This is a genomic window from Allobosea sp. GW822-FHT05A11, from assembly GCF_058800455.1.
Window position 1 is genome coordinate 1 of the sequence record NZ_JBXAMI010000002.1, and the last position, 12,130, is coordinate 12,130.

A 12,130-nucleotide genomic window follows, 5' to 3' on the forward strand; every position below is an offset into this window, starting at 1 on the left:
CCCGCGCCGAGCCATGGCTGAGGAGAGAGAAGCCGCATGAGCAGCCTGATCCTTCCCTATGCGGGGCTCGATGCCGGACAGCCGGCCTCGCTCTCGCCGGATTACCGCTCGACCGTGGCACGCAGCCCGCGCCACGCCCCGATCGCCCAGCGCAAGCCGGACGGGACCTGGTGGCTCGACATCAACCTCTCCGGCGAAAACGAGACGGTGTTCTTCGATCTGTAGGTGAAAGGCGGCCGCTCAGGCCGCCTTTTTCCGTTCGGCGATCCGCGCGAGATCGGTCAGCAGCCGGCGCGTCGCCTTGAGCCGCTGCTCGACAGTGTCGAAATCGTCGATGAAGACGACGCGCATATCCGGGCGCACCTTCGCCAGCGTGCCGATCTTCGCGACATAAGAGACCAGCCCTTCCGGATTGGCGAATTCGTTGTTGCGGAAGGCGACGATGATGCCCTTCGGCCCGGCCTCGACCTTCTCGACATTGGCGCGCTTGCAGAGCGCCTTGATCGCGACGATCTCCAGCAGCTGGTTGACCTCCTCCGGCAGCGGGCCGAAGCGGTCGACCAGTTCGGCGCCGAAGGATTGCAATTCGGCATCGTCGTCCATGGTCGAGAGGCGCTTGTAGAGCGTCAGCCTTAGCGTCAGGTCCGCGACATAGTGCTCGGGGATCATGACGGGCGCGCCGACCTGGATCGCCGGCGACCATTGCGTCTCCGTCTCGAACTCGATGCCGGCCTTGAGCGCCGCCACCGCCTCCTCCAGCATCTGCTGGTAGAGCTCGTAGCCGACCTCCTTGATATGGCCGGACTGCTCGTCGCCGAGCAGGTTGCCGGCGCCGCGGATGTCGAGGTCGTGGCTGGCGAGCTGGAAGCCGGCGCCGAGCGTATCGAGCGATTGCAGAACCTTGAGCCGCTTGTCGGCCTGCTCGGTCAGCTTGCGGTTGGCCGGCACGGTGAAGAGCGCATAGGCGCGCGTCTTCGAGCGGCCGACGCGGCCACGGAGCTGATAGAGCTGGGCAAGGCCGAACATGTCGGCGCGGTGGACGATCAGCGTGTTTGCGGTCGGGATATCGAGGCCCGATTCGACGATCGTGGTCGAGAGCAGGATGTCGTACTGGCCGTCATAGAAGGCCGTCATCACGTCTTCCAGCGTGCCGGCCGCCATCTGGCCATGGGCGATGCCGACCTTGCACTCCGGCACCTGCTTGTCGAGGAAGTCCTTGACGTCGGCGATGTCCTCGATGCGCGGCACGACATAGAAGCTGCGCCCACCCCGGTAACGCTCGCGCAGCAGCGCCTCGCGCACGATCAGCGGGTCGAACGGCGTGACGAAGGTGCGCACGGCGAGACGATCGACCGGCGGCGTCGCGATGATCGAAAGTTCGCGCACCCCGGTCATGGCGAGCTGGAGCGTGCGCGGGATCGGCGTCGCCGACAGGGTCAGCATATGCACCTCGGCACGCAGTTCCTTCAGCTTCTCCTTATGGGCGACGCCGAAATGCTGCTCCTCGTCGACGATGACGAGGCCGAGATCCTTGAAGTCGACGCCCTTGCCGAGCAGCGCATGCGTGCCGACGACGATATCCATCGTGCCGTCGCGGGCGCCCTGCTTCACCGCCTTGAGATCGGCCGAGCCGACGAAGCGCGAGGCCTGCCCGACATGGACCGGCAAGCCGGCAAAGCGATCCGCGAAGTTGCGGTAGTGCTGGCGCGCGAGCAGCGTCGTCGGCACGACGACCGCGACCTGCTTGCCGTTGAGCGCGGCGGCGAAGGCGGCGCGCAGCGCCACTTCCGTCTTGCCGAAACCGACATCGCCGCAGACGAGCCGGTCCATCGGCCGCCCGGCGGCGAGATCGTCCAGCACCGCGTCGATGGTGTTCTGCTGGTCCTCGGTCTCCTCGTAGGGGAAGCGGGCGCAGAACTCGTCATAGACGCCATCGGGCGGGATGAGACGCGGCGCATCCTTGAGCGCGCGGGCCGCCGCGATCTGGATGAGCTTGCCGGCCATCTCGCGGATGCGCTGCTTGAGCTTGGCCTTGCGCGCCTGCCAGCCGCCGCCACCGAGCCGGTCGAGCTGGACTTCCGTATCCTCGGAGCCGTAGCGGGACAGAAGCTCGATATTCTCGACCGGCAGGAACAGCTTGGAATCGCCGGCATAATGGATTTCGAGGCAATCATGCGGCGCGCCGGCCGCCGTGATCGTCTGCAGGCCGATGAAGCGGCCGATGCCGTGATCGACATGGACGACGAGATCGCCCGGCGCGAGCGAGGACAATTCGGCGATGAAGTCCTGCGGGCGCCTGGTCTTGCGGCGCGGCCGGACGAGGCGGTCGCCCAGGATGTCCTGTTCGCCGATGACCGCGAGGCGCCCGGCCTCGAAGCCGGTCTCGAAGCCCCAGACGGCGAGCGCGATCGTGCCGGGCTTGAGATCGAAGGCGGCGCGCAAGGAACCGGTCAGTTGCGTGCTCTTCAGGCCATGATCGGCCAGCACATGGGCGAGGCGCTCGCGCGAGCCTTCCGACCAGGCGGCGAGAATGACGCGCTTGCCGTCGGCTTCCAGCGCCTTCACATGCGCGACGGCGGCATCGAACACGCCGCCGGCATCGGCCGTGCGCTCGGCCGCGAAGCTGCGACCCTGCTTGCCGCCGAGATCGAGGATGAGCTTGCCTTCGCTCTCCGGTAGCTGGAACGGCGTCATGCTGGCGACGCCGGAAGCATCGATCACCGCGCGCCAGTCGGTCGGCGAGAGATAGAGCGCATCCGGCGGCAGTGGCTTGTAGGGAATGCCGCCGGCCCCGCCCTGCTCCAGCGCCGCCTTGCGGGCGTCGTAATAATCCTTGATCAGGCTGATGCGCTCGCCGATCGCGTCCTCGGCCTGATGGTCGAGCACCAGCGGAACGTCCGGCAGATAGGTGAAGAGCGTGTCGAGCTTCTCCGCCAGCAATGGCAGCCAGTGCTCAAGACCGGCCGGGCGGCGGCCTTCGCTGACCGCTTCATAGAGCGTGTCGTCGCGGCCGGGCGTGCCGAAGGTCGAGATATAGGACTGGCGGAAGCGGCGGATGCTCTCGCTCGTCATCTGCGCCTCGGACATCGGCACGAGGTCGAGCCCACGGAGCTGCCCGGTGGTGCGCTGCGTCTCCGGATCGAAGGTGCGGATCGATTCCAGCGTGTCGCCGAAGAAGTCGAGCCGGATCGGTGCCGGCATGCCCGGCGGGAACAAGTCGACGATGCCGCCGCGGACGGCGAATTCGCCGGTCTCGCGCACGGTCGAGGTTCTGAGATAGCCGTTGATGTCGAGCCAGCGCGCCAGCTGCTCGATATCGACCATGTTGCCGGGCGCCGCCGAGAAGCTCTCCGACGCCACCTTGCCGAAGGCGGGCACGCGCTGGAGCGCGGCATTGACGGTGGTCAGCAGCAGGCGTGGCCGGTCGCCCGACCTGGTCTTGGCGAGGCGAGACAGCGTCGTCATCCGGTGAGCGACGATGGCCGGCGCCGGCGAGACACGGTCATAAGGCTGGCAGTCCCAGGCCGGGAAGCTCATCACCTCGAGATCGGGTGCTACGAATTGCAGCGCGTTCTCAAGCACCTGCAGGCGCTGGCCGTCACGGGCAATGAAGACGAGCAGCGCCGGGCCTTCCGCCTTCTTGGCGCGTGCGCGGGTCAGGTCCGCCAGGACGACGGCGTCGAAGCCATCGGGCACGCCGGCCAGCGTCGGCTTGTCGCCGCGGTTCAGCGCATCGAGCAGGCGGTCGAGCTGCGGCTTTGCGATCTGGGACGGGGGAGGAATGCTCATCGAAGTCGTCGTTTTCTCAATTACCTGAGGTCATCCCGGACAAGCCGCGAAGCGGCGCCGATCCGGGATCCATGCCTGAACCTCCATCGGCGGCGTTCCGGAATGGGTCCCGGGTCTGCGCTTCGCTACGCCCGGGATGACAGCGGGCACTTCATCAGTGCTCACACATGAATCGGCTTGTCGTGATGGTGGAAAGCCCGAAGCTTGCGGAACAGTTCCGTGTTGTAATTCTCCGGCACGGGAGCCTCCCCGGTCACCCAGCTCAGCAGATCGCGGTCCAGCACCTCGATCAGGCGCTCGAACTCGTCGAGCTCGGCATCGCTGAAGCCGGCGATCGCGTCGTCGGCGAAACGGCCCATGATCAGGTCCATCTCGCGCATGCCGCGATGCCAGGCGCGGAACAGGATCTTGCGGCGGCGCGGGTCGAGATCGGCGCTGGTGCGGGTCGAGCCGGACATGGGAACCTCGGGCGTAAAACCTGGGGGATGGCGCAATGACGATGGGGCCGGCACCGTCGCGGAGCCTGCCTGGGCAGGCTATATAGCGATGCAACCCGGCGGAGTCAGCGGCGAAGCGGCTGCGATCTTCGCGCTCCTGACAATTGCCGAGACGCCTTGCGCCCTTCGATCCTCGATCCGCTCTTCGCTTCCGCCACGACGCTCAACGGCGTCGGGCCCAAGCTCGGCAAGGTGCTGGACCGCTTCCTCGGCGACGAGATTCAGGCAGCGCGCGTCGTCGACCTGATGTTCCACCTGCCGACCGGCGCCGTCGACCGGCGGCCGAGCCCCTCGATCGCGGATACGCCGATCGGCGATGTCGCGACCTTCACCGCCCGCGTCAGCGAGCACCGCGCCGCGCCTGCTGGCAAGAAGGCGCCCTATCGCATCATCGTCGAGGACGAGACCGGCGACGTGACGCTCGTCTTCTTCCACGCCGATTCCCGGCATCTGGCGCAGATCCTGCCGATCGGCGCCTATCGCCTGATCTCGGGCAAGCTCGAACTCTGGGAAGGCATGCGCCAGATGGTGCATCCCGAGCGCATTCTCGATCCCAAGCTCGCAGCGACCCTGCCCGCCTTCGAGCCGGTCTACCCGCTGACTGAAGGCATCGGCCAGCGCATGATGATGCGGACCGTGCAGGTGGCGGCCGAGCGCTGCCCGGAGATGCCGGAATGGCAGGACCCGGCCTTCCTCGCCAGGAGCGACTTTCCAACCTTCCATGCGGCGATCGAGGTCCTGCACCATCCGGTCGATCGCAAGGCGGCCGAGGGCGACACGGTCGCGCGCCGGCGCATCGGCTATGACGAATTGCTGGCGAGCCAGATCGCGCTCGCGCTGGTGCGCCGCCAGCAGAAGAAGATCGCCGGGCGCGCCACCACCGGCGATGGCGGCGTGCGCTTCCGGATCCAGTCCGCCCTGCCCTTCGAATTGACCGAGGGCCAGCGCAAGGCGATCGCCGATATTCATTCCGATATGGCTAAGCCCGAGAAGATGCTGCGCCTCCTGCAGGGCGATGTCGGCTCGGGCAAGACGGTCGTTGCATTGATGTCCATGGCCGCCGCCGCCGAGGCCGGCCGGCAATCTGTGCTGATGGCGCCGACAGAAATCCTCGCCCGCCAGCATGCCGAGCGCTTGGCGCCGCTGGCCGAGAAGGCCGGCCTGAAGCTCGCTCTGCTGACCGGGCGCGAGAAGGGCGCCGGCCGCAAGCAGGTGCTGGCGGGGCTGGCCGATGGCTCGATCGATATCGCGGTCGGGACCCATGCGCTGTTCCAGGAGGGTGTCGCCTTCCATGATCTCGCGCTCGCCGTCGTCGACGAGCAGCACCGTTTCGGCGTGCATCAGCGTCTGCTGCTCGGCTCCAAGGGCGAGGCGGTCGACGTGCTGGTGATGACCGCGACGCCGATCCCGCGCACGCTCTCGCTGACCTGGTTCGGCGACATGGATATCTCGATCCTCTCGGAGAAGCCGGCCGGCCGGAAGCCGATCGTCACCCGCGCCGTCTCCTCGGAACGGTATGACGAGGTCGTCGGCGCCATCGGCCGGGCGGTCGAGAGCGGGGCGCAGGCCTATTGGGTCTGCCCGCTCGTGCAGGAATCCGATACGCTCGATGTAGCTGCTGCGCAGGAGCGCTATGACGCCCTGCGCGAAACCTTCGGCGGCAAGGTTGGGCTGCTCCATGGCCAGATGCCCGGCCGCGAGAAGGACGCCGCCATGGCCGCCTTCGTCGCGGGAGAAACCCGCATCCTCGTCTCAACCACCGTGATCGAGGTCGGCGTCGACGTGCCCAATGCCAACGTCATGGTGATCGAGCATGCCGAGCGCTTCGGCCTTGCGCAGTTGCATCAGCTGCGCGGGCGCATCGGGCGCGGTTCGGCCGCCTCGACCTGCCTCCTGCTCTACAAGGGGCCGCTCGGTCCGGTCGCCGAAGCGCGGCTGACGATCATGCGCGAGACCGAGGACGGCTTCCGGATCGCCGAGGAGGATCTGCGCCTGCGTGGCGAGGGCGAAGTGCTCGGCACCAAGCAGTCGGGCTCGCCGGACTGGCGCATCGCCCGGCCGGAGATCGATGGCGACCTGCTGGCAGCCGCACGCGACGATGCGCGGCTCCTGATCGAGCGCGATCCGCATCTGGAAACGCCGCGCGGCCAGGCGATCCGGGTGCTGCTCTATCTGTTCGAGCGCGACGTCGCGATCAGGTTGCTGCGGGCAGGCTGATCACTGCTGTCACGGCTTCGTCGTCTGGCGCCTAGCAATGGCGCTTTGGCGCTGGCAGGAGCAATCCCGATCAAGCGGCCCCTCGTCTGGTCGTCCAATGTCGCGCCACTTCGTGGAGAGAACATGGACCCGGTCAAGACAGCCATCTGGTGCATCGAGAGCCGCTTCACCGCCGAGCTGACGCTCGAGGAGATCGCGGAGGTCAGTGGCGTCTCGCGCTTCCATCTCAGCCGGGCCTTCGGCGCGGCGGCCGGTCGCTCGGTGATGCGCTATGTGCGCGAGCGCCGGCTCTCGGAAGCGGCGCGCCAGCTCGCGAACGGTGCACCCGATATCCTCTCGGTCGCGCTCGATTGGGGCTATGGCTCCCACGAAGCCTTCACCCGCGCCTTTCGCGAGCAGTTCGGCATCACGCCGGAAGAATTGCGCGCCCGGCGCGACCTCTCATCGCTCGCCCTCGTGGAGTCGCTCAACATGCATGACATCACCCCCGCCCCCATCGCCGAGCCGCGCATCGTCACCGGAAAGCCGCTGCTGATCGCCGGTTTCAGCGGCCATTTCTCGATGGACAACACCCAGGGCATCCCGCTGCTCTGGCAGAAGATCGCCCCGCATTTCGGACATATCCCCGGCCAGCGCGGACATGTCGTCTACGGCGCGAGCTATAATTGCGACGAGCTCGGCTCCTTCGACTACATCGCCGGTGCCGAGGTCTCCTCCTTCGGCGGGCTTTCGGAGGAGTTCGCACGGCTCAGCGTGCCGGAGCAGCTCTGCGCCGTGTTCGAGCATCGCGGCCATATCACCGGCATCGCCCAGACCTTCAAGGCGATCTGGCAGGACTGGCTGCCGAAATCGGGGCGCGAACCGGCGATGGGCGTCAAGCTGGAGCGCGTGGACGAGCGCTTCGACGGCGCGACCGGCAACGGCATCGTCGAGATCTGGGTGCCGCTCAAGCGCTGAGCGGCGGCTTCCCCTCGAGCTTCGGCTTGCCGTTTTCGCCGGGCTGGATCAGCCCGGCTGACATGATCAGCTTGGCGCCGTCCTCGACCGAGATCGAGAGCTCGACGACCTCGCGCCGCGGCAGGTAGAAGAAGAAGCCCGTGGTCGGGTTCGGCGTGCAGGGCAGGAAGACGCCGATCTGCTCGTCGCCCGGTTCCTGGCCATTCGGCAGGCGTTCGGCGATCTCGGGTGCCGCCTCCTGCGCGATGAAGACGATCGACCACATGCCCGGCTGCGGGAACTGCACCATCCCGACCTTCCGGAACGAGGTGCCCGACTGCGAGAAGATCGTCTCGAAGACCTGCTTCACGCCCTTGTAGAGGCTGCGTACCACCGGCATGCGGTCGAGGATCGCCTCGCCGGCGCGGATCAGCGATCGGCCGACGAGATTGGCTGTCAGGAAACCCAGCAGGGTCAGTCCGATCAGCGCGATGACCAGCCCGAAACCCGGGATCGGATAGGGCAAATAGGAATCAGGCAGGTAGGAATTCGGAATGAGCGGCTTCACCAGCCCGTCGACGAAATTGACGAACCACCAGGTCACCGAGGCCGTAATGGCGAGCGGCGCGGCGATGACGAGCCCGGTCAGGAAATAGCGGCGCAAGCGAGCGCCCCAGGTCGGGCGCAGGATTTCCGCGGGCAGGATGAGGCGGGGATCGGGCGGGCCGGCTGTCATCGTCTCTCCCAGAACACCGGCGCGACCTCCCGCCTGCTTGCGGCGGTTCGCATGGGCCGCGATATGACACGATAAGCGAGGCGGCGCCATCCGCCAGCCCCCCGAGCATTTTCGAGCGAAGTGGGTACCGGTTCGCGTGAAGAAAATGCGACAATACAAAGAGATAGCGCAAGCAAGGGTGAGGCCGTGAGCGAGGACGATCAGCCGCGACGCCGATGGTCACGGCCGCTGCTCTTCGCTGCGGGCTGGGTATTCACGGCGCTCGGCGTCGTCGGGCTCATCCTGCCGCTGATGCCCGGCACGATCTTCCTGATCGCGGCGGCCTGGTGCTTCTCGCAGTCCTCGCCGCGATTCGAGGCCTGGCTGATCGGGCATCCGAGGCTCGGGCCGCATGTCCTGCGCTGGCGGAAGACCGGCGCCATCGCCCGGCGAGCGAAAGTCCTGGCCTGCGGTTCGATGGCGCTGAGTTTCGCCTTACTGACGCAAACGAGTGCGCCGCCGATCGCTCTTGCGACGGCGGCGCTGTGTCTGATCGGCGCGGGCCTCTACGTTTCGACCCGGCCCGAAGCCTGAGCCGCCGTCACTCCACCGTGACGGATTTCGCCAGGTTGCGGGGCTGGTCGACGTCCTTGCCCATGAAAACCGCCGTCTGATAGGCGATCATCTGGATCGGCAGGGCATAGACGATCGGCGCGAAGGTCGGGTCCATGTCCGGCATGACGATCGTCGCTTCCGGCTCGATGCCGCATTCGGCGGCACCCTTCGCATCGGTGACGAGGATGATCCGGCCGCCGCGCGCAGCGACCTCCTGCATGTTGGAGGCGGTCTTCTCGAACAGCGCGTCATGGGGCGCGACGACGATGACCGGCATGTCCTCGTCGATCAGAGCGATCGGCCCGTGCTTGAGTTCGCCTGCCGGATAACCTTCGGCGTGGATGTAGCTGATTTCCTTCAGCTTCAGGGCGCCTTCGAGCGCGAGCGGGAAGCTCGTGCCGCGGCCGAGATAGAGCACGTCCTTGGCCTTGGAGAGCTCGCGCGCGAGCTTTTCGATCTCGGGCTCCAGCTCCAGCGCCCGGGCCATCAGCCCCGGCAGCGAGATCAGGTTCTGCACATGGCTGGCCTCGTCCTGCGCCGAGAGCGTGCCGCGGGCGCGGGCCGCGGCGAGCGCGAGCGAAGCGAAGACGGCGAGCTGGCAGACGAAGGCCTTGGTCGAGGCGACGCCGATCTCGGGGCCGGCGAGCGTCTGCGCCACCGCATCGCTCTCGCGCGCGATCGTCGAGGTCGGCACGTTGACGACCGACAGGATGACCTGCCCGTTCTGGCGGGCGTAGCGCAAACCGGCCAGCGTGTCGGCGGTTTCGCCGGACTGCGAGACGAAGAGCGCCAGGCCCTGGCCCGGCAGCGGTGCCTCGCGGTAGCGGAACTCCGAGGCGACATCGATCTCGACCGGCAGGCGCGCCAGCTTCTCGAACCAGTATTTCGCGATGAGGCCGGCATAATAGGATGTGCCGCAGGCGCTGATCGTCAGGCGCGACAGGTTCTTCCAGTTGATCTGGTCGCCGAAGGGCAGGCGCACCTTGCCGTTGGCCATGTCGAGATACTGCGTCAGCGTATGGCCGACGACCTCGGGTTGCTCGTAGATCTCCTTGGCCATGAAGTGGCGGTGATTGCCCTTCTCGACCAGGAAGGCGCCGGCGGCGACGCGCTGGGCGCGGCGTTCCACCTGCTTGTTGGTCTTGTCGTAGAAGGTCGCGCCGCGGCGATGCAGCACGACCCAGTCGCCCTCTTCGAGATAGGCGATGAGATTGGTGAAGGGCGCGAGCGCCAGCGCGTCCGAGCCGAGATACATCTCGCCCTCGCCGACCCCGACGGCCAACGGCGAGCCCTTGCGAGCGCCGATCAGCAGGTCTTCCTCGCCCTGGAACAGGAAGGCGAGCGCGAAGGCGCCGTGCAAGCGCGGCAGGCTCGCGGCAACCGCATCGACCGGGCTCTTGCCGCGGTCGAGCTCACGGGTGACGAGATGGGCGACGATCTCGGTGTCGGTCTCCGTCTCGAAGACGTAGCCGTCGGCCTGGAGCTCGGCGCGCAGGTCCCGGAAATTCTCGATGATGCCGTTATGGACCACTGCGAGCTTCGGTGTCGCATGCGGATGGGCATTGGTCTCGTTGGGCTTGCCATGGGTCGCCCAGCGGGTGTGGCCGATGCCGACCAGGCCTTCGAGCGGCTCGTTCGAGAGGCGGGTCTCGAGATTCTTGAGCTTGCCCTCGGCGCGGCGGCGGGTGAGCCGGCCACCTTCCAGCGTCGCCACGCCAGCGGAATCGTAGCCACGATATTCAAGCCGTCGCAGCGCCTCGACGACCTGCGTCGCAACCGCTTCCTTGCCCAGAATCCCGACGATGCCGCACATGGGCGAACCCCTCCAGCGATTGATGTCGGCAAAGCGCATAGCCGCGATCGGCGCGCATGCCCAATCAATCTACATGACGAACTGTGAACGGCGGATGGCCCGATCCGCCGCGATTCCGCGCTATTCGGCTGCCTTCTTGGCGGCTTTCCGGGCCGCAGCGGCAGCACGGAAGGTCACCGCCCAGCCCTCCTTCGCGACCTGCCGGCCGCGGCCGATGGCGAGCGCATCGGGCGCGACGTCCTCGGTGATGACCGAGCCGGAGCCGATATAGGCGCCCTCGCCGATCGTCACCGGGGCGACCAGCGACGAATTCGAGCCGACGAAGGCATTGGCGCCGATCGTCGTCCTCGATTTGTTGAAACCGTCATAGTTGCAGGTGATCGTGCCGGCGCCGATATTCGCGGCCGCCCCCACCGAGGCATCGCCGATATAGGTGAGGTGATTGACCTTGGCGCCGGGGCCGATATCGGCCGCCTTCACCTCGACGAAATTGCCGACCTTGGCCTTCTCCGCGAGCTTCGCGCCCGGCCGCAGGCGGCCATAGGGGCCGACGCTGGCATCGACACCGACCGTGGCGCCCTCCAGATGCGAGAAGGCGTGGATCACCGCGCCGTCATCGACACGCACGCCCGGCCCGAAGACCACGTTCGGCTCGATCACGACATCGCGGCCGATCTGCGTGTCATAGCTGAAGAAGACCGTCTCCGGGGCGATCAGAGTCGCGCCGCCGAGCATCACGGCGAGGCGCTTGCGCCGCTGGAATTCCGCTTCCACCGCAGCGAGCTGCGTGCGGTCGTTGATGCCCTGGACCTCGCTTTCGGGCGCCCGCAGCGCGACGGCGTCGAGCCCGCGCTTGCGCGCCACCTCGACCGCGTCGGTGAGATAGAATTCGCCCTGGGCGTTGTGGCTGCCGATCGCTTCCAGGATCGAGAGGGCGTGCTCGCCGGAGAGCGCCATCAGTCCGGCATTGCAGAGCGTGATGGCGCGCTGCTCCGGGGTGGCATCCTTGTGTTCGACAATAGCCTCGAGATGGCCGTCCTTCTCGACGAAGCGGCCATAGCCCGTCGGGTCCTTGGCCACGAAGCCGAGCGCAACGACGGCGGCTCCCTCTCTCAAGCCGCGGCGGAGGGCCGCAAAGGTCTCGGGACGCACGAGCGGCGTATCGCCAAAGGCGATGATGACGTCGTCATGGCCGGCCGCGATGGCGGCCTTCGCGGCGAGCGCGGCATGGGCGGTGCCCCGGCGCTCGTGCTGGATCGCGATCTGCGCATGCGGAAGCTGCTTGCGCGCCGCTTCGCCGACTTCGGGGCGTTCCGAGGAAATCACGACGGCGACGGCATCCGCGCCAGCCTTCGAAACCGCCGCCAGCGCATGGCCGAGCAGTGACCGGCCGGCCACGGCGTGGAGCACCTTCGGCCCCCGCGATTTCATGCGGGTGCCCTCCCCGGCGGCCAGGACGATCGCGAGGCAGGATCGGGCCGACTGCATTTCGGTCATGTTTCTCGTTTCCCCTGCAGGCATGTCTGAACCACGGCCCGCCCATCACAA

Annotated in this window: 9 protein-coding genes; 4 read left to right on the forward strand and 5 right to left on the reverse strand. The window is 67.2% G+C overall.

Annotated elements, in window-relative coordinates; all coding sequences use genetic code 11:
• Positions 1 to 36 precede the first annotated feature (36 nt).
• A complete protein-coding gene (locus tag AC1RLU_RS05410) occupies positions 37 to 225 on the forward strand; it encodes a hypothetical protein (protein WP_142115562.1) in 189 nt (62 codons plus the stop codon).
• Between the two features lie 15 nt (positions 226 to 240).
• Here AC1RLU_RS05410 and mfd read toward each other — a convergent pair whose 3' ends face one another.
• Positions 241 to 3,789: a transcription-repair coupling factor gene (gene mfd / locus AC1RLU_RS05415; protein WP_492794340.1), complete on the reverse strand. Its 3,549-nt coding sequence runs from the start codon at positions 3,787 to 3,789 to the stop codon at positions 241 to 243.
• Positions 3,790 to 3,950: 161 nt separating this feature from the next.
• Complete coding sequence (locus tag AC1RLU_RS05420) at positions 3,951 to 4,247, reverse strand: FAD assembly factor SdhE (protein ID WP_492794341.1); 297 nt, start codon at positions 4,245 to 4,247, stop codon at positions 3,951 to 3,953.
• Between the two features lie 156 nt (positions 4,248 to 4,403).
• Here AC1RLU_RS05420 and recG point away from each other — a divergent pair, with 156 nt between their 5' ends.
• Both recG and AC1RLU_RS05430 read left to right on the forward strand, forming a co-directional pair.
• Complete coding sequence (recG, locus tag AC1RLU_RS05425) at positions 4,404 to 6,503, forward strand: ATP-dependent DNA helicase RecG (protein WP_492794342.1); 2,100 nt, start codon at positions 4,404 to 4,406, stop codon at positions 6,501 to 6,503.
• Positions 6,504 to 6,626: 123 nt separating this feature from the next.
• On the forward strand, positions 6,627 to 7,460 hold the full coding sequence (locus tag AC1RLU_RS05430) for an AraC family transcriptional regulator (RefSeq protein WP_492794343.1): 834 nt from the start codon (positions 6,627 to 6,629) through the stop codon (positions 7,458 to 7,460).
• Here AC1RLU_RS05430 and AC1RLU_RS05435 read toward each other — a convergent pair.
• Complete coding sequence (locus tag AC1RLU_RS05435) at positions 7,450 to 8,175, reverse strand: DUF502 domain-containing protein (RefSeq protein WP_061967898.1); 726 nt, start codon at positions 8,173 to 8,175, stop codon at positions 7,450 to 7,452. The two genes, AC1RLU_RS05430 and AC1RLU_RS05435, sit on opposite strands and share 11 nt — an antisense overlap.
• Before the next feature lie 186 nt (positions 8,176 to 8,361).
• Here AC1RLU_RS05435 and AC1RLU_RS05440 point away from each other — a divergent pair, with 186 nt between their 5' ends.
• Positions 8,362 to 8,748, forward strand: coding sequence for a YbaN family protein (locus AC1RLU_RS05440; protein WP_091859373.1), 387 nt, complete (start codon positions 8,362 to 8,364; stop codon positions 8,746 to 8,748).
• Between the two features lie 7 nt (positions 8,749 to 8,755).
• Here the strand turns inward: AC1RLU_RS05440 and glmS are convergent, their stop codons facing one another.
• Both glmS and glmU read right to left on the reverse strand, forming a co-directional pair.
• The gene (glmS, locus tag AC1RLU_RS05445; RefSeq protein WP_492794344.1) at positions 8,756 to 10,582 is read right to left on the reverse strand and encodes a glutamine--fructose-6-phosphate transaminase (isomerizing); all 1,827 of its coding nucleotides are present in this window, start codon (positions 10,580 to 10,582) and stop codon (positions 8,756 to 8,758) included.
• A gap of 120 nt (positions 10,583 to 10,702) precedes the next feature.
• On the reverse strand, positions 10,703 to 12,070 hold the full coding sequence (gene glmU, locus AC1RLU_RS05450; RefSeq protein WP_492795225.1) for a bifunctional UDP-N-acetylglucosamine diphosphorylase/glucosamine-1-phosphate N-acetyltransferase GlmU: 1,368 nt from the start codon (positions 12,068 to 12,070) through the stop codon (positions 10,703 to 10,705).
• Positions 12,071 to 12,130: the final 60 nt, after the last annotated feature.

Excerpts from the sequence above, each read along its gene's own strand:
- AC1RLU_RS05410 (WP_142115562.1), top strand. The coding sequence starts at position 37 with ATGAGCAGCCTGATCCTTCCCTATGCGGGGCTCGATGCCGGACAGCCG.
- mfd (WP_492794340.1), bottom strand. The coding sequence starts at position 3,789 with ATGAGCATTCCTCCCCCGTCCCAGATCGCAAAGCCGCAGCTCGACCGC.
- AC1RLU_RS05420 (WP_492794341.1), bottom strand. The coding sequence starts at position 4,247 with ATGTCCGGCTCGACCCGCACCAGCGCCGATCTCGACCCGCGCCGCCGC.
- AC1RLU_RS05430 (WP_492794343.1), top strand. The coding sequence starts at position 6,627 with ATGGACCCGGTCAAGACAGCCATCTGGTGCATCGAGAGCCGCTTCACC.
- AC1RLU_RS05435 (WP_061967898.1), bottom strand. The coding sequence starts at position 8,175 with ATGACAGCCGGCCCGCCCGATCCCCGCCTCATCCTGCCCGCGGAAATC.
- glmS (WP_492794344.1), bottom strand. The coding sequence starts at position 10,582 with ATGTGCGGCATCGTCGGGATTCTGGGCAAGGAAGCGGTTGCGACGCAG.
- glmU (WP_492795225.1), bottom strand. The coding sequence starts at position 12,070 with ATGCAGTCGGCCCGATCCTGCCTCGCGATCGTCCTGGCCGCCGGGGAG.